Raw genomic sequence first — 25,947 nt, 5'->3', positions numbered from 1 at the left:
GAGGAAATGATGATCCGTATACGTAAAGCGCAGGACCGTGGGCAGGCAGATTTAGGCTGGTTAAAGAGCCAACATACCTTCTCGTTTGCAAGCTACTACGATCCGCAGCATATGGGCGTGTCTTCCCTACGAGTCATTAATGATGACAGAGTTGCGCCGGGCGCAGGGTTTGAAACCCATGGCCATAAAGATATGGAAATCATCAGTTATGTGATTTCAGGCACCATTGCCCATAAGGATAGCTTCGGTAATGTTAAGACCTTACCAGCGGGTGAGTTTCAGTTAATGTCAGCTGGTAAAGGGATTTATCACAGCGAGTTTAATGCATCAAACACTGAGTCTCTGCACTTTTTGCAGATCTGGATCCAACCAGACACCTTAGGTATTGATGCCGGTTATCAGCAAAAGGCCTTCGAGCAAACCTCTGCGCTAACCGCCGTGGTCACCCCAACGGGTGAAAATGGCACCTTGAAAGTACAGCAGGATGCAACCTTGTATCGGCTAATGCTGGCACCGCAAGAGCAAGTGCATATGCCGCAGCTTAAGCCACAGCGTCAGCTCTATGTGCAACTGGTGGAAGGCACGCTTAAGGTCAATGACCAAGTGCTCACCCCTGGGGATGGCGCACATATCACCGCCGAAGGAGCGGTTCGATTTAGCGCAGCCAACAGCTATGTCACCGCCCTAGTGTTTGACTTAGCCTGATGAATATTGTGACCAATAAAAAACCGCCAAGGAAACGAGGCGGTTTTTTTATTACTGATCGTACGGCCAGAGAAGAGCAGTCTTTCCAAACGCGAACCTATGATAAGGACATAATCAAACTAAAATTCACTAACACCTGCGCCCTGTCGTTTTGTTTATCTTCGGCGGTGAGATAGCGACGTAGTTCATTACGGCGAATGCAATTAAACCCCTGTTTCTCAAAGAAAGGACGCGCCTGATAGGAGGCTTCAACGGTAAGCCGTTTAAGATTACGGCTTTTGGCCTCTTCGAGCAGGGCTAAATACAAATGCGTCGCCACTCCGGCACGGCTGTATTCTGGGTGGACAAACAGACAATCGACTTCGCCGACCATACAATTGAGCTCTTCATCGGGACAGAGCCTTAAGTTGGTAAAGCCAACCAACTTGCTACCTTCCTGCGCCACCCAAGTGGTGGTGTCTTCTAACTTAGCCAGCCAGTAGGCATCGCTGCGTGCTTCACCTTGATTTTGCGCCCAAGCTAAACGTTCGGTAAGCGAGTAATATTCCTGCGCGCCCTCCATCACACTGGCGTTAAATACCGCCGCCACCTGTGCCACATCCGGAGGTGAAAATAAGCGTATCTGCATTGGAGTCCACTCCTATGGGTTAATCATGACCAATGGGCACATAAGCAGTGTATTCCCATTCAGTTACAGTTTTTTAGTCATATAAAAACTCGGCAATACCTGGCCCAGTTTTTGTTGATAGCTGCGCTGTTGTTGGACAAATCCGAGTTTAATAAACAGCCCGCGGGAAAGATAAGACGCATCGGCACTCAATTGACTATACCCCTGCTCCCTCGCCCACAGTTCTAGCTGTCGATAAGCGCGTTCCCCCAGCCCCTGCCGTTGCCAATCGGGATGAATATAGAGGCTATCTATATATCCTCTATGGTGAAAATCCGTTTCGACATTGATAAAACCTGCACAAATCTTAGATAAGCCCGCGGCATCTGTCACCAAAATAATCCATGCTTGGGAACGACTTAAGCGTAAATGCCAATGTTGACTCGAACGGGGTGCCTGCGACCAAGCCTTGAGCTGCGCGGCGTTATAACGCTCATGTTGTATTTGATGCACGCACTGATGAAAGAGTTCACTCACCGCACGCGCATAACAGCGCTGATAGGGGACGACTTCGACTGGCTTTTCGATTGAATTAGCGGCGAACACGAGTAATCAACCAAGAGTGTAAATAATCGCTATATTCTGCCGTGATTTAGATTCGAGCGATAGCATCAGAACGATAAGAAAAGGTTTGCCGCTGTAAACAAAACCGCCTCGAACAAGGCGAGGCGGTTTAGGAACTCATCGCAACATGAATGTTGCTAAGACATCGATTATTTCTTCTCGATTTGACCAACAAACAACAGCTTGTCGAAGGTGCGGTTTAAGGTTTTGCTGGTGAATTGATTCATCCACATTTGCTCAACCACGGCTACTTTGTCGCCTTTCTTGACTTCAGCTTCTGGGCCTGCAGCCCAAAACGTGTTGTCAGCTTCTTTAATTTGTACATAGGTGTAACCGCCACCATTCATGGTATCAACCACAGTACCTTCATGAACGACGCCCTGTGCCCAAGCACTTGACATACCTAACGCTAAAGTTGCTACAGCCGCTAATTTTACCAATTTTGCCATCATGCCTTTTGTTCCTTGTGTTTTACTAATATGCGGCATTAAAACATGCCATAGGTAATAAATCGCCAATCTCTATCACGAAATACAACACTTATCGCAAAAGTAGGATTTTTATCGCTCAGTAGGGAACTCATTTCAATAGCGGTTTTAACATGCCCTCAAGGCCGTTGAGTTTGACCTCATAAATCAGCGCTAACTGCTCCCCTAACTTTCCCTTCGGAAAACCCTGTTGATGAAACCACACTAGATAGGGTTCGGGCAATTCGAGTAAGCGGCGACCGGCATATTTACCAAAGGGCATCACCTGATTCACGGCATCGATAAACTGTTGTTGATCCATTGCATTACCACTTCAAACAAAAAACACACTAATAGGTGGATGCTACGCTATTGACAGACAAATGCCTAAAGTTAACGAGTTGATTTAATCATGAGGTCATACTGCAAGCTAAGTGACTTGTGAAGCAAAACGATATGACTATTATCCTGCAAGTATCCGGCAAGCGTACTCAGGATAAGCCATCCACTTACCCTGAGTCAGGAAATAAAGATTAAGAATAGATTTTACGCATGTTCGGCCCAAGGTTGGCGCAGGGAGAATAGACAAAACCATAATCGCCGCAGAGTCGCTCCTCTTCGCCATGCACATTGATGCTGACACAGGTGCCTGGGGCGGCATGTTCATCAATATAAGTCATCACCCGCTCTAACATGATGCTAGCCAAGCCTAAATGACGATACTCAGGTAAAACAATAAAGTCCTCAATCGCCAAATGGTTAGCCTTATCGCCATACACGCAGCTGGTCGCGATGATTGACGGCGAGTTTTTTTCTTGTTCCCCCGTCACCCGAATCGACACCCAATATAAAGGCTGTAACGGATGACCCTCCCCCATTTCCACACCGATAGAGGGATGCCCCGCAGCATCACGTAGATTCAGCAGCTCATGAAATAAAGGTGCAGATTCAACCAACTCAAATTCAATAGGCATAAGCATTTTAATATCCATTTTGGCATCCCTTCACGAATGGTAGAAAAATCAAGGTGATTAGACGGCATAATAGGAAAATCCTAACTGAATTAGGTGGCAATTTGATGACATACAGAACAGAGACAAGACAACTTTCGACTGAAAATCATAAAGCAAACAACAAGGTTTCAATAATATTTAAGAATAAATACCAAAAATTATATTCATAAAAGAAATATAAGAATTAAGACTGAGGCAATCGTTGCACTCGACTCAAGTAGTGACGCTGACTTAAATACGCCCAAAAGAATCACAAAAGCATTTTAAATCATGTAATTAATCACAAATCAGCCTCATTTATCTTTGCTCGATATAAGAGTCAAATAAACGGCACACGTCACTGTAACGTCAAATAATAATCGCGCGACATTTTATAAAAAAACGTCAAAAATCAGCTAATTGACCTCAATTAACATAGGGTTTACATTCATTTATGACAACAAGGTGCGGTAAAAGCTCGACACTTATAACAGCCGCCCAAGTGATACCCTAAGCATTGAGGAATTCGTCATGATAGTGTTAGTCGGCGGCGAAAAAGGCGGCAGCGGTAAGAGTTGCCTCGCACAAAATATCGCAGTATTTCTCACCACTGAATGTGGTGCCTCTGTCATCATGGTGGATTGCGATCCACAACGCACCACATCCGATTGGATCCAAGCCAGAAACAACAATCCAAAACTTGCTAGCATCAACTGTGTGCAACTTTATGGCAAAATCCGTAATGACTTGCTGAGTTTAGAGCAGCACTATGACTTCGTTCTCGTAGATTGTGGTGGACAGGATAACCTCGCATTAAGGGCGACCATGTCGGTGGCTTCCCATATCTTGATGCCGCTGCGACCAAAACGCCGCGACTTAAAAACCGTGAGCCATATGGATGATATCGTCGCCACTTGTAAGATGATTAACCCAAAATTACATGCCTCTTTCGTTATCACTCAATGCCCTAACCTGCCGAATCAAGCGAACCGTATCCTAGAGGCCAAAGAGGTCTGTAAAACATACGATATCAATGTGTTAGATGCGATAACCTACAGCCGTAACATCTATGATGATAGCGAAGAATCGGGATTATCCGTGATGGAGATTGAGCCCAACGGAAAGGCTGCCAACGAAATCCGCGCCATTGCCTGCGAAATGTTCCAGGTTGACTGCGCCGCCTCATTAACGGCATTACTCAGGCCAAGCACGCCAATGGCCGCATCACGCAGTGCTATCAATCAACCTCAGCCAAATCACCTGAGAGGACAATATGGGACTCAGCGACCTCAAGAAAAACGCTATGCCATCTAGGGGTGGCGCGCAGCCCCTCTCCCTCGATGAGTTTATTGATGCCGCAACCCTTTATGCTATGGGAGAGACCCGCCTTCCGAGCACGGGCTCTGCCGTTGCGGTCGATTTAGTCAAAGAAGCCCAAGTCGAAGTCACGCTGGATTCTTCCAATGTAGTGACGTTACATCGACCACAAACGGCAACCAGACAGCTCGATGCGAGTATTGAAGAGGAGCGCCCACATTACCGAAAAGCGACGTTCTCCCTCAGTGAAGCGGCGATCAGCCATTTAGCCAAGCTCTCTGAAGAAAGTGACATATCCAAATCGAAATTGATCCGTTTTTTAATTGAACAACATTATGCCTTGCCCACCGCCTTGCGGCAGATGCGCGAGCAGCAAATAAAAAAATCTTAGTATCGCGCCATCTCCCACCCTTTTTCGGTGATCCAAGTTAATTCGATCACCGTTTTTTTCGCCTCAAAACCCTACAAAAATTAAGACATAGTTTTTTATCAAGCCTATCCTTATTGTACAGTCGAGATGATTAATGCTACTTATTAGCATGTTAACACTTGTATCCAAGGGGTTATTCTTGTTAAAACCTTTGTCACTCCTACTTGTCGGACTGGGTTTCACGCTAGCAGCACCTGCCTTAGCGGAATTTTCCTTGGCACAAATTCCCCCCCTCACGAACAAAACGCCCATCACCTTAGTCGCCGAAAAAGGCTTTTGGACTGACTACCTAACGCGGGAAATGTTACCCAAGTTCACCGAAAAAACCGGCGTTAAAGTCAATGTGGTCAGTACCGAGCTGGAAGGTATGTTCGAACTACAGACCCATGCATTGCTGCAAGGCGAAGGAAAATATGATCTGCTAACCATGGAGGCCGGCTGGGCAAAAGAGTGGGCCGCCAATGGTTATACCGTCCCCCTATTAGAACTCGCAAAACTCTACGATCCCGACGGTGAAAAAGCGATGGAAAGCTATCTCGAACCTTATTACCCATCCTTGCTGAATATTTTGTCCTATCACGGTGAGTTACACGCTATTCCCTACAACAACTACGTGATGGGAAGTCATTACCGCGCTGATTTATTTGAGAATAAAACCGAACAAACGCAGTTTCAGCAGCGCTTTGGTTATCCCCTCAAACCCGCGACTAACTTCGACCAATTGCAAGATCAAGCTGCGTTTTTTACCCGAAAAGCGGGTGAACTCCTCGCCGATAAACCGCTAAACCATGACTTTTATGGTCTCGCCTTAATGTCTGGCAATAAGCCCCATATTAACGATGAATTTTCGAGCATCATTTGGAGCTTAGGGGGCGCTTGGATGTGGCCTGTCTATAATCCGCAAAAGCAGATCACCCACTTCGAAGTGCCCGCAGTCAACCAAGAGGCGATAAAAGCGAGCGCTATCTATCGAAAACTCATGCCTTACGCCATTCCAGCAGATGATAAATTTGCCTTCAACGAAGCAGCCAATGCAATGGCAACGGGACAAGTGGCGATTTGGCCCTTTGCTTACAACAACCTATGGTCAGCCTCCTTTAAAGTCGAAACCAACATACCTGGCGCTCGACTTGGCGTAGCCCAAGTGCCTGGCGGCATGCCCTATAACGGCGCCTACGCTTTTGCAGTGAGCTATGACAGTAAAAATCCGCAAGCCGCCTATTGGTTACTCAAATACATGGGCACCTATGAAGCCCAATATGCCTATGCTCTAGGAGGCGGTAATCCCTGTCGCATGGATGTCGTCACAGCCCCCGAATTTAAACAAGCTTCAAAAAGATCCATTGCCGGCGCCTTTGAGGCAAGCCACGTAGCAAACTTGTTTTGGTCAACTAAGGTATTGGAAGTTGGACACTTTACCACTACCGCTATGGGGCAGATTTATCCTGAGCTAAGCCATGCTTGCTATGCCGCAAGCCGACACGAAGCAAACAGTACCGATATTTTTATTGAATTAAGTAACAAAATTAAATACCTGCAGAATACCTATGGGGAAGTGCCTGCAATTGATAAGAAAAACAAATGAACTCGAAACGGCTCACCAGTCTTAAACATAAAATCACGCTAGCCTTATATTTCATCCTAGGCATGGCTCTGCTTAATGGCATTATCGCCATCCTATTGTCACAACAGTTAAGGACCAAAATAGAGCAATTGGTGAGCAGTGATGTGGTCAAAGTCACCACAGCGCTGCAATTGGCAAAAAACAGCGAAAGACTGCAAATTATCACTACAGAGCTGAATCACTACGATACCGAACAGCAGCGGCTCAGCTTACTGCAAGAGTTGACCCATCAATGGGAACAATTGCTGCAAGATACTAAAGTGCTGTTAAGTCTTGAAAATACGACTAATATCCATGAGGCATTAAATAGGACAATTGATACCCAGCTGTATTTCCAGCAACAACTGCCCTTGCTCGACACCCTGACCGACAGCGCCTTACAGGCCAAATTACAAGCACAAAATATTCAGGCGAACCTCGCGGGAATGTCATCGGCCTTTTCCATTGAGATGCAGGCGCAGCTCGACTCAAGCCACGAGCTCAACAGCAAGCTTATCGCCCAAAAAAATCTCACGGGAATAACCCATAACCTCAATGAGCATCAAAAAATCTCTGATTATTTGCATCAGGGTGAACACCTGTTTGTGCTGCTGGATGAAGTTAAAAACACCCAAACCACCATAGGACTCAACCGCCTGCAACGGGATGCAATGCGTCTTTTCCTCAAAATGGAGGCAGTCGCCGCCTCGATACCGCAGGATAATACGCTGTATCTCAACTGGTTATCTCAAATAAAGCAAAATATGGTGGGTAATGACAACCTGTTTGAACTATCACGCAACGCCTTAAAAAGCACCCACATCGCTAATGCGCATTTTGGCTATCAAGCCAATGCCGCGCGGGAAATTGCCAGCTTCACCCAAGTGTTAGTCAACCATGTAGAAGATGAAATCCAAGTGGCAAGCACTAACCTCAAGAGCGACAGCACCGCCTTCGTGATCCTGATTTTTTGTGGTGGGATAGTGTATTGCTTCTTTATCTGGCTGATCAGCTGGCACTTTATCGCCAAGGGAATTATCAAACCCGTAATCGCCACACGGGATGCGATGAATGCCATCGCCAATGAAAAACTCGATACCGAAATGCCGATTACCGATAACTTAGAGCTGCAACAAATGGTCAGCTCGCTGGAGACCCTAAAAACCTATGCCGCGCAAGTCAAAGCAATGGCCGAAACCGATGGCTTAACGGGCTGTTATAACCGCCGTTATCTCGACAGCCAAATTAACAAGGAGTTGAATTACGCCAACGATCACAATATGCCACTCAGCATAGTGATGTTTGATATTGATAACTTTAAAGAATTTAATGACAAATATGGCCACGTCGTTGGCGATCAGTGTTTAAAGCAGGTCGTCAATGCTGCCAAATCGATTCTGCAACGCCCAACAGATATCCTTGCCCGCTACGGTGGAGAAGAATTTACCTTGTTACTGCCCTCGAGCCACTGTGAAGACGCTTATAGAATTGCCGAGCGACTGCGCGAAACCATCATGGAATTGGCCATTCCCCACCAAAGCTCATCCCACTCAGGCGTGGTGACCATCAGCTTAGGGGTCGCCTGCTGGCAACCGCCACAATCACTCGATGCCAATAAAATCATCTCCGATGCGGACGAAGCCCTATATCAGGCCAAACAAGCCGGACGCAATCGCACCGAAGCACTACGACATCCAGAGTTTGGTAATCAATAACTCGCTGTATCGATTTATTTTTAGCCATAGTATTGAGTTCGCCTCACTGAATCCCCATTAGCTAATATACCTAAGGAAAATTTTGCACTGAGGAAGTCATGCTCGCCGTTTTCATTACCCTAATGCTTGGTCTCGGTGCAATCGCTTGGTTAGCGTCGAGCCGCTGGCGCAAGACACTCCACCGTAAGCGTGTGATGGCCAGTGCCTTTCCTAAGGCTTGGCGAACGATTTTGAAAAAGAGATTGCCCTACTTCCACGCCTTACCCACGGATCTTCAACTACAACTCAAGCGTCACATCCAAGTTTTTTTGGATGAGAAACGATTCGTTGGCTGTGACGGTTTGCAAATAACCGATGAAATTCGCGTCACTATCGCCGCCCAAGCTTGTCTGCTTTTGCTAAATCGCAACACCGACTTTTACCCCAATCTAAGGCAAATATTGGTCTATCCCGATGCCTTTATTGTCGACAGCCAGCGCCAAGACCCCGCGGGTTTGATTTGGGAACAACGCAATGTGCTGGCAGGGGAATCTTGGGAGCAGGGCCAAGTGATACTGTCGTGGAAGAACACCCTTGAGGGCGCAGCCAATCCCCATGATGGCAACAACGTCGTGATCCACGAGTTTGCCCATCAATTAGATCAAGAAGATGGTCACGCCAATGGCGCGCCGATTTTACAACACCGCCAAGATTACCTGTCGTGGTCGAGCGTATTCAGTCAGGCCTTTAATGAGTTAGTACAAGCTGCCGCCCTTGGCCGCCCGTCACTGTTTAATTACTATGGTGCCACCAATCCTGCGGAGTTTTTTGCCGTAGTCACCGAGGTCTTTTTTGAAAAGCCAGAAGCGCTTAATCTTGAACATCCGGCACTTTATCGAGAATTGAGCCATTTTTATCAACTCGATCCGATAAACTGGCATTGACCGAATCAACATAGCGATTAGCCTAATAACCATAACGATAAGGAATTTTCGATGACAATCTCCACTCGCGCCGAGCAGCGCGCCCATTCGACACGCACTCGCCAACGTCTTGCCCTGTTCAGCGCCAGCGTATTCATGCTTGGCGCCCTATGCTTTGATCCACAAACAGCCATTGCCAACGAACAAGCCGCAATAACGCTGACCGATGAGCAAGCAGCCGCCGAAGTGCTGGATAAATTGAATCAATATTCGAGTAGTGCCGATTGGGATAAGTATTTTGCCCTCTATCGTCAGGATGGCATTTTTATTGGAACTGATGCGACTGAGCGCTGGGGCATAGCCGAGTTTGAACGCTATTCGCGCCCAACCAAAGGTTGGCGCTACGATTTAACTCGCCGCCATTTAGTGCAGCATGGTGATGTCATTCTGTTCGATGAACTGCTCAACAGCCCAAGTTATGGCGTGAGTCGCGGTACTGGCACCTTAATCAAGACCAATGGGGAATGGAAAATTGCCCAATATCATTTGAGCTTTCCCATCCCCAATGCAATCGCCAAACACATTACCGCTGAAATTAAAAACGCTCAGTAAGTCGCTATTTTAGCGACACGGTAAAACACACATTGGCCAGCTGCGAGAAGTGGATAAAGGCTTGAAAATCCACTTCGCTAAAGCTTCGTTGTGAAGGCCCCCTATCGGCATAATAAAAACCGATCACTTTATTATCCACTAAGAGCGGCGCCATCAAAAAACCCGACTCAGGCAACTGAGTCTTAAGTTCTTTGCATTGTTCTAGCCATTTTTTGGCATTGGGGTTATCCACCCACTGGCATTCCTTGTGTTCCATCGCCTGCGGAAATAGCCCCTTCCTATCACTCAGATCGATAATAAACTGCTGCTTCATTTCCTCGGCGTCTCGGCCGAGCATGATCCTCGGTTGCAGCTGTTTACGACTAGGAGATAAGAGCAAAACTCCGCAGCGGTCCACACCGACCCCTTCTAAAATCCCCTCGAGCACGGTTTGCATGATTTGATTAAAATCGGCTTTGTTGATTGCAAAGGCGGTGAGTTCACGCAGCTTAGCCAATTGCACATTCAAGTTGGCCTCAAACACGGGCAACTCTACCTCAGGGACGCTGGGCTCAAGCTTATTGATGCGTTTAGGGTCAGGCAGATAGTCAATCAACACCTTGGCGCCATAGGCTTCGGCTAATTTATGGGTCGCCTTGGTGCAGCGCTGCATTCTCAGGGTTAATTCTTTCTCATCCAGCCCAGTAAAATGCGCGGCTTGGCTGATACGCTTATCCAACTCGATTTTATCTATCACCTCTTGGGAGAGAATTTCGCAAAGCTTATCGGCAAGAAAAATAGAGCGAATTTCAGGGCGTTGATCGTCGGGATAATTCACCGCTTGGATCAATAATTCCCCTAAGCCCCAGTGGCGCGCAATACTCTGCGTCAGCTGCGAAAATGAGGTGCCTAAAGCTTCACGAATGACGCTACGCTCTTCGGCTGGGGTTTCACTGGCACTGAGTTGACTGTCTAAAATTTCGGTAAACTCGCCGCCGATACTCCAAAATGCACTCTCACCAATGTGGTAAAGCAAAGACGCAATAAAGGCTTCTTCCTGAATATCCTCATCGTAATCACTGAGCATCATCCGCGCTAACATGGCGGCTTGAAATGCCTTCGCCATTAATTTAATGAGGCGTTGATAAACGGCGGGGGCGAGATTCTTACTCTCTAAAAGGCTCGATAATAGCTGGGCCGTGATGCAGATATTACGCACGGCATCAAACCCTAGCACTATCGCGGCTCGGCTCACGGTCGAAATTTGGGTACTGCCCTTATGGTAAATCGCACTATTGGCGACCCGTAAGATGCGGGATGTGAGGGCGTTATCGTGCATCACGCTTCGCCCGAGTAAGGCGAGAGACGAGACGTCATCCTTGGCAAGCTTTTCTAGCGTTTGGACGGTGGAACAGAGCGCTGGCATTTCCAATTCACTGATCCGTTTTGTCCAATAATCCACCCCTTTATTAGTATTATTGTTAGGTTTCAACCCAGCATGACCTCGATGATGTGAACTTATTGTTTTTAGTATAGATAGGCTTAAAAAAATTCGCCTAGCATCTGGCTCACAATTCGACTTTTGATTTTAAAATCCACGATATAGCAAGCCAGAGGTATAAAAAAGTCCAAGCTTTCACTTGGGCGTCACGCCGATTATGCCTGCAAATGCAATTTAAACACTTGCAGCACTTTATCAATATCCTGACGCGAAACATCTTTATGGGTCACAAAGCGCAGAGTACGGCTAGGGCTGATGAGGATCCCCGCCTCACGGCAACGCTTAGCTAGGGCTTTCTCATCGACATGGGGCGCGAGGTTTGCAAACACCATATTGGTTTGTACGGCGGTCAAATCGATTTCAAACTCACTCAACTGACTCAATTGCTGGGCAAGATACGTAGCATTTTCATGATCTTCGCCAAGTCGCTCAACCTGCTCTGTGAGCGCTAATTTACCCGCAGCCGCTAAAATCCCCGCCTGACGCATACCGCCGCCCAACATTTTACGCCAGCGCGTGGCCTTTTTAATTAGACGCTCATCACCTAGGAGCAGTGAGCCAACAGGCGCACACAATCCCTTGGATAAACAGATAGAGACAGAATCAAAATGCCCCGCAATATCGGCAATCCCTATCCCCTGTGCCACGGCGGCATTCGCAACCCGAGCGCCATCTAAGTGAATTTTTAAGCCACGCTGAAATGCCAGCGCCTGCGCATTGGCTAGGTAAGTCTGAGGCAATACTTTACCGCCGATAGTGTTTTCTAGGCTCAGTAAGCGCGTGCGCGCGAAGTGAATATCATCGGGTTTAATCGCCGCTTCAATATCGGTCAGGGCGATAGTACCATCCAGCTGATTGGTCAGCGGTTGCGGCTGAATACTGCCGAGTACCGCCGCGCCGCCGCCCTCAAATTTATAGTTATGGGCCTGCTGGCCGCACAGGTATTCATCCCCACGCTCACAATGGGCCATTAATGCAAGCAAATTGGCCTGAGTACCAGATGCCGTAAACAGCGCACTCTCAAAGCCGAACATCTCGGCGGCCATGTCTTGCAAGCTGTTAACGGTCGGATCATCACCATAAACATCATCACCCACTTCAGCCCTCGACATGGCTAAGCGCATCGCCTCTGTTGGCTGGGTCACGGTATCACTGCGTAAATCTATCATCTTGTCCTCGACTTCTTGTGCCTATCCCCGACGCGGATATTCATCGCGTAAGTGCGACTCTAGCCTCAAAGGAAAAATTTGTATAGTTTGCCCTTATGTCTGCCGATAAAATCAACAAGGAGCCAATGTTATCTATGCTGATGCAATTGATTTGCATCAAATAACGGGCAAAACTTGGCGTTAGGCCGATAAAAAGATAGAATACCCGACTAAGATGCTCATGCTAATGCAATGCAAATCTCTTAGTGGTTTTAACTATCCAAGATAAAATACAAGGTGATTTGTGGTGAATATATCCGTAATGCAATGGATTAAATTAACGTGTTTAGCGCTGAGTTTAAGCCTGATGTTACCCGCGTATGCATGGCAAGATACAGATCAAGACGGTGTTCCCGATATTAAGGATGCCTGTCCTAACACACCTGCAAACACCACAGTGATGGCCAATGGCTGTGTTTACCAAGCCGAAGTAAAACCCAGCAGTATTCAATGTGATCTCAATGACCCCAGTACATATTCAGCCGCTGATTGTCATAATATTGAGACCGCGATTGTGTATTTTGAGTTTGCTATCGCCGAAGTAGATTTATCGCAATGGAAAGCTTTAGCCTTAGTGAAAGCTTTTTTAGACGCGAATACTGAGACTCGATTAACTTTAGTGGGGCATACGGATATTGTCGGTACGCCAGAGTTTAATTATCAGTTATCACTACGACGGGCTCAAAATGTGAAACGTATTTTGGTTGAAGACTACGGCTTCAATCCAAATCGCTTTACCGTTGTCGGTAAAGGTATATCTGAACCGGTTGCGGATAATCATTCCAGCGAAGGTCGCAGATTAAATCGACGAGTACAATTTATCGTCAATAATAACTAGTTTTGTTAGCGTATTTTTTAGGGAGTAATTTAATGGATAACCTCGAAGGTTTATTAAAGCAGGCGCCAGATTTGGTCATGACCTATGGCTTAAAAATCTTATTTGCCCTCATTATTTTCTTCGTCGGTAAATATTTTTCTGGCGTCGCACAAAAGTTAGTACGCAAGTTGCTTAACAGTCGCAAGATTGACCCGACTGTGGTGTCTTTTGTGGCTAACTTAGCTTGGGCAGTGGTGTTTGTGTTCACCATTATCGCCACCTTAGGCCAAATTGGCGTACAAACAGCCTCTCTAGTCGCCGTTATCGGTGCCGCTGGTTTAGCTGTAGGCTTAGCACTGCAAGGTTCTCTGTCTAACTTTGCCTCAGGCGTATTAATGGTGCTATTCCGCCCATGCCGCGTAGGTGATTATATTGAAGCAGCAGGTATTGCCGGCACTGTTGATGAAATCACCATTTTCTCAACCAAATTACGCACCCCAGATAATAAAGTAATTGTGGCGCCAAACTCTTCAATCATGAATGGCACTATCACAAACTACTCAGCCTCTGAAAATCGTCGCATCGATTTAGTGATTGGCGTGTCTTATTCTGCGGATATCGCTCAAACCAAAAAAGTATTAACAGAGATTTTAGATAACAACCAATACGTACTGAAAGAGCCAGGTTACACTGTAGGCCTTTCTGAATTGGCGAATTCTTCAATCAACTTTGTGGTTCGTCCTTGGGTTAAAACCGCCGATTACTGGACAGCGCGTTTCCAAATTTTAGAACAGATCAAAAATGCACTCGATGCAGCGAACATTGAAATTCCATTCCCACAAATGGATATTCATGTGAAGCAATTGCCAGAGAGCAAATAATCAGCAAGCATATTAAAAGGCCGGTAATTACCGGCCTTTTTTATGGTGATAGTTTAGGTTTTGTCGTACCTTAAGCCTATGTGCACAACATACCTGAGTACGGGAGAGAAAATGCAAAAGTATGTTTCGTTTCTAGCCGCTGGCTGTGTTTTTAGTTTAATGGTTCTCAGCCCCACCGCTATCGCCAATGATAAAACCCAAGTGATGATGGGCGACAAGACTGTCACTCTCGCAGGAAAATTACCCAAGCTTGAACAAATGGCGCCACGATTTAAAGTTGTCGACGAACAATTTACCCCAATCAGCCTGAGTGACTTTAAAGGCAAAACCGTGCTGATCAGCGCCGTGCCCAGTTTAGATACTGGTGTCTGTGCGCTGCAAACTAAGCGCTTTAACAGTGAAGTCAGTCACTTCTCCGATGATGTTGTCATGCTGACCATTAGTACAGATTTGCCCTTCGCTCAAAAGCGTTTCTGTAAGGTCGAGAATGTCGACAAAATCAAAGTCCTCTCCGACTCAGTGTGGCGTGATTTTGGCGAGAAATATGGCTTATTGATTGAGGATTACGGCTTGCTCGCTCGGGCCATCTTTATTATCGATGCCGAAGGTCAGCTTAAATACCAAGAGCTGGTGCCCAATATTACCGAACACCCCAATTACGACGCCGCGCTTGAAGCGTTAAAAACCATTCAAGCACAGCAATAAGCATAAAAAATGGGGCATTTATTGCCCCATTTTTATTAGTGCGTATGTTGGTCGCCATTGGCTTGATAGTCGAAGGTCGGCATAGACCAATGATAACGCAGTGCTAACATTCGTAAGCTAAAGCCCAGCGTTAAACAGATCACTAGGTTTATCCACTCTGCCAATTGATAGGCGTTGAGCGTGATATATAAGCCTGCGGTAAAAAGCGAAATCACCGCGTAGAGTTCTTTCTTAAAAATCAAAGGCACTTGGTTACAGAGAATATCGCGGATCACCCCACCAAAGACCCCTGTGACGAGTCCCATTACCACAGCTATCGTTGGACTAAAGCCTAACATTAGCGTTTTTTGGGCGCCAACAATCGAGAATACGGCTAACCCCAAGGCATCAATGGCCAAAAATAACTTAGACAGGTAACGCATCACAGGCGCAATGGCGACCGTTAATAAAGACGCAAATGCAATCGCCAGCAGGTAATGGACATTCTCGACCCAAATCAAAGGGTAATTTCCGAGCAGCATGTCTCTTAGGGTGCCACCACCAATCGCCGTCGCGCAGCCAATGATAACCACGCCGAATAAGTCCATCTGCTTACGGCCCGCCGCTAATGCCCCTGTCATGGCTTCGGCTAAAATCCCAATCAACCATAATAATCCGATAAATTGCGCTTCTTGCATTTAAACTACTTATTACCCATGCATAAAGAACGGATTTTGCCTGATAATCCACGGACTGGATAATGAGATTATTTAAATTTTGTCATTAGAATATTTAATCTATTGATAGAATTTGTGCATTAGTCATTTCTACTTTTCAATACCGCGTAACGCTACAACCCTTCAATAACAATACATTAACTAAGAGTAAGCTATTCCCCGTTTTCCATTAAGCTTATTTTTTGATAAGTTTTAATAAATCATAATCAATTAAAATATAGAAATTTGCAGAAAACTCATCTTAACGTCAATCAAGCCTAAATTTTGGCCACAAAAAAGCGGCCAAAGGGCCGCTTTTTTAGACTAAAAGTAAATTATTTGTTTTCAGGCTTTGGCGGGAAATTCGCCATCACGCTGCCGACCGCTTCGTTGATCAGCTGTACTCTTTCCGAAGGAGTATTTTTATCACGGATAGTATCAGCTACTGAGCCACGCCAAATTAACTTAGCTGTTTTATTATCAACTAAATCAATGATCAGGGTGCCAACTTCGTATTCTCTGACTGTGGTCTGGGTTTGCATGTTACCGCCCCAGCCCCAACCTGGGCCATAGTAAGGGTTATAGCCAAAATTGGTATTGAAGGTATCGACATTAATCTTCTTATCGATTTTGGTCAGATAGTTCACTAATACATCGGCATCTTTCGCATCAACCAAGGTCATGCCCTTAGATGAAAGCTGAGAATTCACCGCATCTCGCACGCGCTGATCCATTAAACCATCGAGGTGATAACCCGAAGCATCGGTCTTTTGTGCGACCCACGCATAGGTCTTGTACTGAGTAAAATTGGCGCTAGGGTCAAAATCCCAACCCGACTTAAGGGAACTACAGGCACTCAGTGCCAGTACGGCTAAACCTACAATTATATTTTTCATGATGATTTCCTTGGTCGTTCTTATCGAACACAAATAAGCCGAAAATAAATTTAGCTTACAGAGCAATGGCCGGTTCTACAACTCAATATGATGAAAAAGCAGTGTGTTATTCAGCTTGACTTCAGTAATTACTTTAAATGATAATGATTATCAATTGAAGCGATTAAGGGATAAATAACATGTACTGGTTCATTAGCGCATTGATTGTGGCATCGGCGATTTTCTGGTTCGCACCGCAAAAAGTCTCAGCCGATACCCATAACAGTAAGCTCACACCTCATCTTCCCATGATGTTGCTGTTTTTACCTTTAGTCGTATTGAGTTGGCTCGTCTTTGAGACTGTGTCAAACGGGGTGAATTACACTACGGTTGCCGCCTTTGGGTTTGTTGCCACCGCTTGCTTAATCGCCCTCCCTAAATTGCATCGTTTTATCATGCCCTGCGCCCTACTTACCGCATTGGCATTAATCGCTATGGTATTGCAGCATCTCTAAGTCTGCTTTTTAAACATGCTACTTCCCTGCAAAGAGCTAGCATTGACCTTCGGCCACTTTCAGTCTCTGTCAGTGGCCTTTTTTTACCTCCCCGAAAGACGTTGAGTTTGGTAAACTTAAGCGGCATATATTCAGATAAAAGATGACTTATGAGAGTAGATCCCAACGTTTCCTTAGTGTACAGCACAGATAAGGGCCGCATTACTGCCGAGCCAGAAGCCAAAGCTATCCCTGCATCCGATGGGATTGTACGTATCCACAGAGACAGCAAAGGCCGCAAAGGTAAAGGTGTCTCGGTCATTTCAGGTCTAGGACTTGATGAATCAGGCTTAAAAGCACTGGCACAGACCCTTAAAAAACAATGTGGTTGTGGTGGCACAGTCAAAGATTTCACTATCGAAGTGCAAACCGACAATCGTGAGCAACTAAAACTACTGCTTGAAAAACAAAACTACAAAGTCAAATTAGCCGGCGGTTGATACGCCACCGCTGGATTTAATCTATTTGTCAACGCCTGTGGGCTGAACGGAGCATTTAATGGAGAGTTTGCAGAACCATTTTTTAATCGCCATGCCGTCGCTCGATGACACTTTTTTTGAGCGCACCGTCATCTATCTATGTGAGCACGATGAAAAAGGCGCCATGGGGCTCGTGATTAATAAACCACTGGGCATTGAAGTGAACTCATTGCTCGAGCAGATGGATTTACCCGCTGAACAAGTGTCGACCGATCTGGCACTGGGCGCGCAGGTATTAATGGGCGGCCCCGTTTCGCAAGATAGAGGCTTTGTCCTGCATACATCTCAACCTTATTGGGCCAACAGTACAGAATTAAGCTCTGGCCTCATGCTCACCACCTCAAGGGATGTATTAACGGCGATTGGCAGCGAGCGCTCGCCAGAAAAATTTATCGTAGCATTAGGTTATGCGGGTTGGAGCAAAAACCAGCTGGAGCAAGAACTGGCCGATAACTCATGGCTGACTATCCCTGCCGATCAGGCCTTGCTATTCGATATCAAACACGAAGATCGATGGCAACAAGCGAGCCGCGCGCTCGGATTTGATGCTTGGCAATTGTCATCACAGGCGGGCCACGCCTAGCCGATTTTATTGTGACGAGTGAATATACAGATGAACGCAAAAACCGTTTTAGGTTTTGATTTTGGAACAAAAAGTATTGGTGTCGCCATAGGGCAACAAATCACCGCCAGCGCCACCCCACTGCTATCCCTAAAAGCCGTCGACGGTATTCCCAATTGGGATGAAATCGGCAAACTCATTAAAGAGTGGCAACCCGATTTAGTCGTCGTAGGTTTACCGCTCAATATGGATGGCACAGAGCAGGAAATGACCCACAGGGCGAGAAAGTTTGCCAACCGACTGAACGCTAAGTTTGGGGTCAAAATTGTCACTCAGGATGAAAGACTGACCACCACAGATGCAAAAGCTCGGCTATTTGAACTCGGCGGCTTTAAAGCCCTCACCAAAGGTCAAGTCGATGCAGTGTCTGCCGTATTGATTGTCGAAAGCTATTTTGAAAATCATTTCGGTGAATGATAAGTCATAAAAACAAAAGGATAGCCTAAGCTATCCTTTTTTATTACTGTGCTTATAAAGCTTACAGATAGGGCTTAACCAAGTTGGCCATCATGCTGATATGGTCATCATTATCATTCAGCGCAGGAATGTAACGGAACTTCTCCCCGCCGGCATTAGCAAAGATATGACCATTTTCACCCACGATCTCTTCTAAGGTCTCTAAGCAATCTGCGCTAAACGCTGGGCACACAATCGCCACGTCACGTACACCTTGGCTTGGCAACGCCTGCATGGTTGCATCCGTATAAGGTTGTAACCATTTAGCCTTACCAAAGCGAGATTGGAAAGTCATCACAAACTCATTCGCTGTAAGCCCTAATTGCTCGGCCACCAGACGGGTGGTCTTCATGCAAAAGCAATAATAAGGATCGCCTAAGTGCAGATTACGCTCCGGCATACCATGGTAAGAAAGCACTAACTTTTGCGGCTTACCCTGTTGCTCAAAGTCGGCACGAATTGAGTTCACCAATGCGGTAATAAAGTCGGGGTTATCATGATACGTGTGAATAAAATGCAGCGATGGTAGATAGCGCCACTGGGTTAATTCCCTTGCAATAGCATCGAAGGCCGAGCCGGTTGTCGGCGCTGCATATTGCGGATAGAGCGGTAACACCACCAGCTTATCAATCCCCTGTTGATGCATCGTTTGTAAGGTGCTCGCCACAGAAGGATTGCCATAACGCATGGCTAAATGTACTGATACTTGATGCCCATCGGCCGTTAATTTTTCTGATAACTTAGCGGTTTGGCGCAAGCTGATATCCATCAGTGGTGAACCCGCTTCAGTCCAGACCTTCTGATAGAGCGCCGCAGACTTGGCAGGGCGAACGCGCAGCACTATGCCATGTAAAATCAGCATCCACAGAAGTTTTGGAATTTCGACCACACGAGGGTCGGATAAAAACTCGGCAAGGTAACGCCTCACCGCCGATGCTGTTGGCGCATCGGGTGTGCCAAGGTTAAGTAACAACACACCCACTTTGCCACGCTTTGCGTGCCCCATCTCTTTTGATAATCCTGAAAACCTAGCCAAAGTAGCCTCTTAACATAAGTAAAATGAATAAATTGGGCATTAAAGCACTGATTCTATTGCCTGCTTAAGCTCGGCACTATCAGGTTTCACCTTAGAATTAAACTGCTGCACAGTATTGCCATCGCCACTGACGACATATTTGTAGAAATTCCACTTAGGCGAGCCTGCTTTATCTCCTAAGTATTTGAATACACTGTTAGCATCGCTGCCTCTCACGGGCGATGTCGCGAGCATAGTGAAGGTAACACCATAGTTGATGTAGCACACCTTAGCCGTGTCTTTTTCATCATTTTCTTCTTGGAAAAAGTCATCGGAAGGAAAACCAATCACCACTAAGCCTTTGTCTTTGTATTCTTTATGAAGCGCTTCGAGAGCCTTAAATTGCGGAGTGTAACCACAGTTACTCGCGGTGTTGACCAGTAACACTGGCTTGCCCTGAGTCAATTCACACAGATTAATCTTCTCATCCGAGTGCAATTTACGCACTTCAACATCAAGATAACTCGGGCAAGTTGCCGCAAATGCGCTAGTGCTTAACAGGCTGGCAAAGATAACTAAGGGGAGTTTCATCATAATGTCCTTCTCATTGGGCGCGCCAAGATTGGCAAACTCGTTATTCTCTATTACGTCACTCACTAATATAGAGATCATATTGAATAAAAAAATAAAAGCTACAGCGAGTTATCGATTGGCTTAAGCGATAAAAAAAGCAGCTCAAGGGAGCTGCTTTAGCATCACCGCAGACAGGATTAATCCATATCCAAGGTCACGCCTTCCATAAAGCTTGAACTGGTAGGTTCTTTATTTTGCAGTTTGATCATTAAACGTAAGTCGTTTGGCGAGTCAGCATGGTGAAGCGCATCGGCATAGCTGATTTCCCCATCGATATAGAGTTGCAGCAAGGCTTGGTCGAAGGTCTGCATGCCCTGTTCATTCGATTTGGCCATGGTTTCTTTGAGCAAATGCAGCTCGTTTTTAGCAATCAAGCTCGCGACACGCGGCGTATTGATCAAGACTTCAATCGCCGCCCGTCGTCCTGTGCCATCGACTTTGGGCACCAGTTGCTGCGCCACAATGCCACGCAGGTTGAGTGACAAGTCGAATAGCAACTGCTGGTGTTTACTCTCAGGCACTAAGTGCATGATCCGGTCTAACGCTTGGTTAGCGTTGTTCGCGTGCAGTGTCGCCATACAGAGGTGACCCGTTTCAGCGAAAGAAAGCGCAAACTCCATGGTCTCTTGGGTACGGATCTCACCAATCAAAATCACATCGGGTGCCTGACGCAGCGAACTCTTCAGCGCCGCATCAAAGGATTCGGTATCTATACCTACTTCACGTTGAGTAATGATGCTTTTTCGATGGTCGTGCACAAATTCCACCGGGTCTTCGATGGTGAGGATATGACCACGGGCATGGGCATTACGATAACCCACTAACGCCGCCAAGGAGGTCGACTTACCGGTTCCCGTTCCCCCAACCATGATGATAAGACCCCGTTTACTCATCACCAGATCTTTTAAAATCGGTGGCAGTTTTAAGTCTTCTACCTCAGGGATCTTGGTTTCAATCCGGCGCATTACACATCCAGGAGATTCACGCTGCCAGAATGCGCTGACGCGGAAACGACCTAAATCCTTAACCGCAAAAGCAAAGTTACACTCGCGAGTCGTGTGAAACTCCTTCTTTTGCGCCTCGGTCATCACGGACTCGACAAAATCCAAAGACTGCGCGGGCGTGAAGGCACTCTCGGCTAACGGGCGTAACTCACCATCGATTTTGGCGCTCGGCGGAAACCCTGCGGTAATAAACAAGTCCGAGGCTTTACGCTCCACCATGACTTTTAAAAACGGACGGACATCCATCATAAATCCTTAAAACGTCGCTTGTTTGTTTGAGCTCTTCGCCATGGCATCCTCACGGGTGATGAGGCCACGGTTCACTAAGTTTTGCAGACACTGTTCGAGCGTTTGCATGCCATGGGCCATCCCCGTTTGAATGGCTGAGTACATCTGCGCCACTTTATCTTCACGGATAAGGTTACGAATAGCGGGAGTACCCATCATGATTTCGTGGGCAGCCACACGGCCGCCACCGATTTTCTTAATCAGGGTTTGCGAAATAACCGCCTGTAATGATTCAGATAACATGGTACGCACCATGTCCTTTTCACCGGCAGGGAAAACGTCAACCACACGGTCGATGGTCTTCGCCGCCGAGGTGGTGTGCAAGGTACCAAAGACTAAGTGACCCGTTTCGGCCGCGGTCATCGCCAGACGAATGGTTTCAAGGTCACGCATCTCACCGACGAGGATAACGTCAGGGTCTTCACGCAGTGCGCTACGCAGCGCCGCGTTAAAGCTGTGGGTATGACGATGCACTTCCCGTTGGTTAATCAAACATTGCTTATTCTGGTGAACGAATTCGATCGGATCTTCAATGGTTAAGATATGGTCGTGGCGGTTCTCATTGATGTAATCCACCATGGCCGCAAGTGTGGTACTCTTACCCGAACCTGTAGGCCCAGTAACAAGCACTAAGCCGCGGGGAAAGCTGGAAATTTTCTTAAAAATCTCTGGCGCCCCTAACTGCTCGAGCGACAAAATTTCGCTGGGAATGGTACGAAACACCGCCGCAGCGCCGCGGGATTGGTTAAAGGCGTTCACACGGAAACGCGCTAAATTAGGGACTTCGAACGAAAAGTCGATTTCTAAATGCTCTTCAAAGTCCTTACGCTGTTTATCATTCATAATGTCGTACACAAGGCTGTGTACACCCTGATGATCGAGCGCGGGCAGGTTAATTTTTCTCACTTCACCGTCCACACGGATCATGGGAGATATCCCTGCAGAGAGGTGTAGATCCGAGGCTTTGTGTTTTACACTAAAGGCTAATAACTCAGTGATTTCCATAGTTTGGGATATCCTTGCAACCAGATAATTACATCATGACAACAATAGCAGACAGACTCGCAGTCGCCCAGAGCAGGATCGCGCAAGCGGCGCAAAAATGCGCACGCCTACCTCACAGTATTCGCTTACTTGCCGTCAGTAAGACTAAACCCATCGAAGATATTATAGCAGCCTATGACGCGGGCCAGCGTTGCTTTGGCGAGAACTATGTTCAAGAAGGTGTGACAAAGATTGAGGCACTAAAGAGCACACACCCTGATATTGAATGGCATTTTATTGGGCCACTGCAATCCAATAAAACCGCCTTAGTCGCCCAGCACTTCGACTGGATGCACGCTCTCTCGCGGGAGAAAATTGCCCAGCGACTCAATGAGCAGCGCCCAGCACACCTTGCGCCGCTCAATGTGTGTATTCAAATCAATATCAGTGATGAAGACACTAAATCCGGTATTGATGCCGAGCAAATGCTACCGCTGGCCCATAGCATCAGCCAATTACCCCATTTACAACTGCGGGGTTTAATGGCAATACCAAGCGCCACCAATGACACTGTGCAGCAAAGCCGCGAACTCAGCGAGCTTAAACAGTTATTCGATACGCTAAAGCAGCATTATCCCGCTGTCGATACGCTTTCTATGGGCATGAGTAATGATTTAGACATCGCTATTGAGTGCGGCTCAACCATGGTGCGTATCGGCAGCGCCATCTTTGGTGAACGGGATTATGGCGTAAAAGAGACGACCCGCAATTAGTCGTTACAGGTTAATCCATCTGTACGATTGATGCTAAGGGAAATCACAGAGATAGCCAAAGGCGAGTCAGCAATATCGGCTTTAGCCTTGTTTTTAGAGGCTAAAGCCCAAATACTGTTAGAGAACATTAAATAGAAATTTTTATCCGGCCTAATAACGCTAATTCAATGATATTAATGCTGAATGTTATCCACTCAACCTAGGCCAGACATTATGGGGTACACATGAGTCAACAAAAAATCTGTTTTATCGGTGCGGGTAATATGACCCGCAGTATTATCAGCGGCTTAATTCGTAGCGGTTATCCTGCTGCACTAGTGCAAGCCACCAACCCTAGCCAAGGTAAACTCGATGCCCTCGCCGCCGACTTTGGTGTGCGCGTATCCCAAGACAATGTTAGCGCCGCCCAAGATGCCGATGTCATCGTATTATCCGTTAAGCCACAGTTGATGGAACAAGTCTGCCAAGCACTGCAAGGCATTGATATGTCTAACAAGCTGATCATAACCATTGCAGCGGGGATTAAAGCAGAGCGCTACAGCCAGTATTTAGCACAGTCCATCACGCTAGTTCGCACTATGCCAAACACACCAATGCAAATCGGTGTCGGTATGACGGGACTCTACGCCCCGCAGCCCCTCTCTGATGCCCAACAAGCCATTACCGAACGCTTGATGTCCAGCGGTGGTGAAATTGTGTGGGTGAATGAGGAATCTGAAATTAATCAAGTCATTGCCCTTGCGGGTAGTTCACCTGCCTATTTCTTCCTGCTGATGGAATCTATGATTGATGCCGGCAAGCAAATGGGCATGGATGAAGCCAAAGCCAGAAGCTTAGTACAGCAAGCCGCCCTCGGTGCTGCTATGATGGCAAAGCAAAATCCCGAGCTTACACTGGGTAATTTACGGGAGAATGTCACCTCTAAGGGCGGCACAACGGCGCAAGCCATCGCCACATTCGAAGCGGCGGATCTTCGTGGTGTGGTCAAAAATGCGATGGAAAACTGCATCAAACGTGCAGAGGAAATGGCTAACACTTTTTGATCTAGCTATTGCTGGGTGACTCACTTTTAACGCGGGCGTTTTTAATCGGACTCATATAGGCAGAAATCTCGATGAATGCATTAACCTTTTTAATCAGCACACTCTTCGATTTGTATTTGATGGTGGTGATATTACGGATCTGGCTCCCCTTGGCCCGTGCCGATTTTTATAATCCCTTCAGTCAGTTTGTGGTCAAAGCCACTCACCCGTTGATCGCGCCTATGCGTCGATTAATTCCTTCAATGGGAAGATTCGATACTTCTTCATTTGTACTCGCCCTATTAGTGGTGATGGTCAAAGTGTTGCTGTTAAGCCTTATCGCTGGCGGCGGTATTGATTTAGTGCTGTTCTTTGTGTTTGCACTTGTCACTGTTATCAAACAGGCGGGCGTTTTGCTCTTCTGGATGCTGATCATCCGCGCCATCTTAAGCTGGTTCAATCAAGGCTATAACCCCATTGTGATGATCATGGGTCAACTGACAGAGCCCATTTTGGCTCCAGTGCGCCGCATTATACCGCCCATTGGTGGTTTAGATTTGTCGGTGATGTTGGTGATTATCGGCATGAACTTTATCAACATGCTATTGGCGCAATACGTACCATTCTGGGCCGCGATTTAATGAGCGCAGTCATTATGCAGCAAGGCGACTTGCTGCTTAATTTGTATATTCAACCTAAAGCGAGTCGCGATCAGATAGTCGGGCTACACGGTGATGAGTTAAAAGTCGCCATCACCGCTCCGCCTATCGATGGCAAGGCCAATGCCCATTTAAGCAAGTATTTAGCCAAGGCCTTTAAAGTCCCTAAAAGCGATGTTCACATCCTTAAGGGCGAATTAGGACGTCATAAGCTGGTACGGATTAGCGCGCCCAAAAACGTCCCGGCAGAAATCGCGACATTGCTCGAATAAACGCACCGTTGGAAGTCTCCTTCCTGCGACCTATACTCAAGTAATCCCTCATATGAAGGTACAACATCATGTTACGTAATCTCCTTATTATGCTCGCCTTGACTGCAAGCCTGTGTGGCGTCGCCAATGCCGAGCAAAAAGAAACCGTCGGTAATTTCGACATTCATTACATGGCGCTGGGCAGCACCTTTTTAACCCCGAGCATTGCAAAATCCTATGGCATCGAACGCAGTAGCTACAGAGGCATCATTAACATTGCCGTATTAGATATGAGTGAAGAAGGCTCGCCCGCAGTACCCGTTGAAATCACTGGCGTGGCCAATAACCTACTCGATGCGCGTATCGATTTGAAATTTAGAGAGATCCGTGAAGGTAAGGCGATTTATTATATCGCCGAAGTTCCTTACCGCGACGATCAAGAAATCAATTTCAACATCGCCATCAAACACGGTAATCAGCTCAACACCAATCTGCAGTTTAAGCAAAAGTTCTACGTCGAATAATCTCAACCTCATAAGGCAGGACGATACAAAGTATCGTCCTGCCTTTTT

At 46.6% G+C, this 25,947-nt stretch carries 32 protein-coding genes; 19 read left to right on the top strand and 13 right to left on the bottom strand.

Annotation, left to right across the window (positions count from 1 at the left end):
• Positions 1–9: 9 nt before the first annotated feature.
• Positions 10–705, top strand: coding sequence for a pirin family protein (locus N5E87_RS06265; protein WP_086904460.1), 696 nt, complete (start codon positions 10–12; stop codon positions 703–705).
• A 97-nt stretch (positions 706–802) separates the two neighbouring features.
• Here the strand turns inward: N5E87_RS06265 and N5E87_RS06260 are convergent, their stop codons facing one another.
• From N5E87_RS06260 to N5E87_RS06240, 5 genes are all read right to left on the bottom strand, one after another.
• Positions 803–1,333, bottom strand: a complete 531-nt coding sequence (locus tag N5E87_RS06260; RefSeq protein ID WP_011622007.1) for a GNAT family N-acetyltransferase — start codon at positions 1,331–1,333, stop codon at positions 803–805.
• A gap of 63 nt (positions 1,334–1,396) precedes the next feature.
• A complete protein-coding gene (locus N5E87_RS06255) occupies positions 1,397–1,918 on the bottom strand; it encodes a GNAT family N-acetyltransferase (RefSeq protein WP_086904461.1) in 522 nt (173 codons plus the stop codon).
• Positions 1,919–2,085: 167 nt separating this feature from the next.
• On the bottom strand, positions 2,086–2,388 hold the full coding sequence (locus N5E87_RS06250) for a hypothetical protein (RefSeq protein ID WP_011622005.1): 303 nt from the start codon (positions 2,386–2,388) through the stop codon (positions 2,086–2,088).
• Positions 2,389–2,515: 127 nt separating this feature from the next.
• Positions 2,516–2,725, bottom strand: a complete 210-nt coding sequence (locus N5E87_RS06245; RefSeq protein ID WP_011716302.1) for a DUF3820 family protein — start codon at positions 2,723–2,725, stop codon at positions 2,516–2,518.
• A 211-nt stretch (positions 2,726–2,936) separates the two neighbouring features.
• Entirely contained in the window at positions 2,937–3,395 is a 459-nt protein-coding gene (locus N5E87_RS06240) for a GNAT family N-acetyltransferase (protein ID WP_011716301.1), read from the bottom strand.
• Between the two features lie 531 nt (positions 3,396–3,926).
• Here N5E87_RS06240 and N5E87_RS06235 point away from each other — a divergent pair.
• The 6 genes from N5E87_RS06235 (at position 3,927) to N5E87_RS06210 (ending at position 9,974) form a co-directional block, all read left to right on the top strand.
• A complete protein-coding gene (locus N5E87_RS06235; RefSeq protein ID WP_011622002.1) occupies positions 3,927–4,709 on the top strand; it encodes an AAA family ATPase in 783 nt (260 codons plus the stop codon).
• Positions 4,669–5,103 carry a CopG family transcriptional regulator gene (locus N5E87_RS06230; RefSeq protein WP_176370371.1) on the top strand — a complete coding sequence of 145 codons (435 nt, stop codon included), beginning with the start codon at positions 4,669–4,671 and terminating at the stop codon, positions 5,101–5,103. The genes N5E87_RS06235 and N5E87_RS06230 overlap by 41 nt, the downstream gene beginning before the upstream one ends.
• Positions 5,104–5,236: 133 nt before the next feature.
• The gene (locus N5E87_RS06225; RefSeq protein WP_176370370.1) at positions 5,237–6,727 is read left to right on the top strand and encodes an extracellular solute-binding protein; all 1,491 of its coding nucleotides are present in this window, start codon (positions 5,237–5,239) and stop codon (positions 6,725–6,727) included.
• Positions 6,724–8,460: a diguanylate cyclase gene (locus tag N5E87_RS06220; protein ID WP_086904770.1), complete on the top strand. Its 1,737-nt coding sequence runs from the start codon at positions 6,724–6,726 to the stop codon at positions 8,458–8,460. The genes N5E87_RS06225 and N5E87_RS06220 overlap by 4 nt, the downstream gene beginning before the upstream one ends.
• 98 nt (positions 8,461–8,558) lie before the next feature.
• Complete coding sequence (locus tag N5E87_RS06215) at positions 8,559–9,383, top strand: M90 family metallopeptidase (RefSeq protein ID WP_086904769.1); 825 nt, start codon at positions 8,559–8,561, stop codon at positions 9,381–9,383.
• A 51-nt stretch (positions 9,384–9,434) separates the two neighbouring features.
• A complete protein-coding gene (locus N5E87_RS06210) occupies positions 9,435–9,974 on the top strand; it encodes a nuclear transport factor 2 family protein (RefSeq protein ID WP_086904768.1) in 540 nt (179 codons plus the stop codon).
• Between the two features lie 4 nt (positions 9,975–9,978).
• Here N5E87_RS06210 and N5E87_RS06205 read toward each other — a convergent pair whose 3' ends face one another.
• Together N5E87_RS06205 and ltaE are read right to left on the bottom strand one after the other, a co-directional pair.
• The gene (locus tag N5E87_RS06205; RefSeq protein ID WP_086904767.1) at positions 9,979–11,445 is read right to left on the bottom strand and encodes an HDOD domain-containing protein; all 1,467 of its coding nucleotides are present in this window, start codon (positions 11,443–11,445) and stop codon (positions 9,979–9,981) included.
• A 164-nt stretch (positions 11,446–11,609) separates the two neighbouring features.
• Positions 11,610–12,623 carry a low-specificity L-threonine aldolase gene (gene ltaE / locus N5E87_RS06200; RefSeq protein ID WP_086904766.1) on the bottom strand — a complete coding sequence of 338 codons (1,014 nt, stop codon included), beginning with the start codon at positions 12,621–12,623 and terminating at the stop codon, positions 11,610–11,612.
• A gap of 301 nt (positions 12,624–12,924) precedes the next feature.
• On the opposite strand from ltaE, the gene N5E87_RS06195 reads away from it, so the two are divergent.
• The 3 genes from N5E87_RS06195 (at position 12,925) to tpx (ending at position 15,065) form a co-directional block, all read left to right on the top strand.
• Positions 12,925–13,500: an OmpA family protein gene (locus N5E87_RS06195; RefSeq protein WP_176370372.1), complete on the top strand. Its 576-nt coding sequence runs from the start codon at positions 12,925–12,927 to the stop codon at positions 13,498–13,500.
• Positions 13,501–13,532: 32 nt separating this feature from the next.
• Positions 13,533–14,360, top strand: coding sequence for a mechanosensitive ion channel domain-containing protein (locus N5E87_RS06190; protein WP_086904764.1), 828 nt, complete (start codon positions 13,533–13,535; stop codon positions 14,358–14,360).
• 111 nt (positions 14,361–14,471) lie between these two features.
• The gene (gene tpx, locus N5E87_RS06185) at positions 14,472–15,065 is read left to right on the top strand and encodes a thiol peroxidase (RefSeq protein ID WP_086904763.1); all 594 of its coding nucleotides are present in this window, start codon (positions 14,472–14,474) and stop codon (positions 15,063–15,065) included.
• A 35-nt stretch (positions 15,066–15,100) separates the two neighbouring features.
• Here tpx and N5E87_RS06180 read toward each other — a convergent pair whose 3' ends face one another.
• Entirely contained in the window at positions 15,101–15,742 is a 642-nt protein-coding gene (locus tag N5E87_RS06180; protein WP_086904762.1) for a trimeric intracellular cation channel family protein, read from the bottom strand.
• A gap of 353 nt (positions 15,743–16,095) precedes the next feature.
• Complete coding sequence (locus N5E87_RS06175; RefSeq protein ID WP_011621990.1) at positions 16,096–16,656, bottom strand: DUF4136 domain-containing protein; 561 nt, start codon at positions 16,654–16,656, stop codon at positions 16,096–16,098.
• A gap of 179 nt (positions 16,657–16,835) precedes the next feature.
• Between N5E87_RS06175 and N5E87_RS06170 the strand changes: the two genes are divergently transcribed.
• From N5E87_RS06170 to ruvX, 4 genes are all read left to right on the top strand, one after another.
• Complete coding sequence (locus tag N5E87_RS06170) at positions 16,836–17,150, top strand: hypothetical protein (protein WP_011716287.1); 315 nt, start codon at positions 16,836–16,838, stop codon at positions 17,148–17,150.
• Positions 17,151–17,299: 149 nt separating this feature from the next.
• Positions 17,300–17,629, top strand: coding sequence for a stress response translation initiation inhibitor YciH (gene yciH, locus N5E87_RS06165; protein WP_086904525.1), 330 nt, complete (start codon positions 17,300–17,302; stop codon positions 17,627–17,629).
• Between the two features lie 58 nt (positions 17,630–17,687).
• Positions 17,688–18,251, top strand: a complete 564-nt coding sequence (locus N5E87_RS06160) for a YqgE/AlgH family protein (protein WP_086904526.1) — start codon at positions 17,688–17,690, stop codon at positions 18,249–18,251.
• Positions 18,252–18,281: 30 nt separating this feature from the next.
• Positions 18,282–18,707, top strand: a complete 426-nt coding sequence (ruvX, locus tag N5E87_RS06155) for a Holliday junction resolvase RuvX (RefSeq protein ID WP_011621986.1) — start codon at positions 18,282–18,284, stop codon at positions 18,705–18,707.
• Positions 18,708–18,768: 61 nt separating this feature from the next.
• Here ruvX and hemH read toward each other — a convergent pair whose 3' ends face one another.
• The 4 genes from hemH to N5E87_RS06135 all read right to left on the bottom strand — a co-directional run bounded on the left by hemH (position 18,769) and on the right by N5E87_RS06135 (position 22,691).
• Complete coding sequence (hemH, locus tag N5E87_RS06150; protein WP_086904527.1) at positions 18,769–19,752, bottom strand: ferrochelatase; 984 nt, start codon at positions 19,750–19,752, stop codon at positions 18,769–18,771.
• 69 nt (positions 19,753–19,821) lie between these two features.
• Entirely contained in the window at positions 19,822–20,355 is a 534-nt protein-coding gene (locus N5E87_RS06145; RefSeq protein ID WP_086904528.1) for a glutathione peroxidase, read from the bottom strand.
• A 176-nt stretch (positions 20,356–20,531) separates the two neighbouring features.
• Positions 20,532–21,644, bottom strand: coding sequence for a PilT/PilU family type 4a pilus ATPase (locus N5E87_RS06140; protein ID WP_011621983.1), 1,113 nt, complete (start codon positions 21,642–21,644; stop codon positions 20,532–20,534).
• A 9-nt stretch (positions 21,645–21,653) separates the two neighbouring features.
• On the bottom strand, positions 21,654–22,691 hold the full coding sequence (locus N5E87_RS06135; RefSeq protein WP_011621982.1) for a type IV pilus twitching motility protein PilT: 1,038 nt from the start codon (positions 22,689–22,691) through the stop codon (positions 21,654–21,656).
• Positions 22,692–22,726: 35 nt separating this feature from the next.
• On the opposite strand from N5E87_RS06135, the gene N5E87_RS06130 reads away from it, so the two are divergent.
• The 5 genes from N5E87_RS06130 (at position 22,727) to N5E87_RS06110 (ending at position 25,899) form a co-directional block, all read left to right on the top strand.
• Positions 22,727–23,443 (top strand): YggS family pyridoxal phosphate-dependent enzyme, encoded by a 717-nt coding sequence (locus N5E87_RS06130; RefSeq protein ID WP_086904534.1) that lies wholly within the window; start codon positions 22,727–22,729, stop codon positions 23,441–23,443.
• Positions 23,444–23,667: 224 nt separating this feature from the next.
• A complete protein-coding gene (gene proC / locus N5E87_RS06125; RefSeq protein WP_086904529.1) occupies positions 23,668–24,486 on the top strand; it encodes a pyrroline-5-carboxylate reductase in 819 nt (272 codons plus the stop codon).
• A gap of 71 nt (positions 24,487–24,557) precedes the next feature.
• Complete coding sequence (locus tag N5E87_RS06120; RefSeq protein ID WP_086904530.1) at positions 24,558–25,106, top strand: YggT family protein; 549 nt, start codon at positions 24,558–24,560, stop codon at positions 25,104–25,106.
• On the top strand, positions 25,106–25,396 hold the full coding sequence (yggU, locus tag N5E87_RS06115; protein WP_011625626.1) for a DUF167 family protein YggU: 291 nt from the start codon (positions 25,106–25,108) through the stop codon (positions 25,394–25,396). Before N5E87_RS06120 ends, yggU begins: the two co-directional genes overlap by 1 nt.
• A gap of 68 nt (positions 25,397–25,464) precedes the next feature.
• Positions 25,465–25,899 (top strand): DUF4426 domain-containing protein, encoded by a 435-nt coding sequence (locus N5E87_RS06110; RefSeq protein WP_011621977.1) that lies wholly within the window; start codon positions 25,465–25,467, stop codon positions 25,897–25,899.
• Positions 25,900–25,947 lie beyond the last annotated feature (48 nt).

The organism is Shewanella sp. GD03713 (assembly GCF_029843705.1).
Lineage (GTDB): Bacteria > Pseudomonadota > Gammaproteobacteria > Enterobacterales > Shewanellaceae > Shewanella.
Note: the sequence above shows the minus strand (reverse complement) of the source record. Positions and strands in the feature narration are given on the sequence as shown.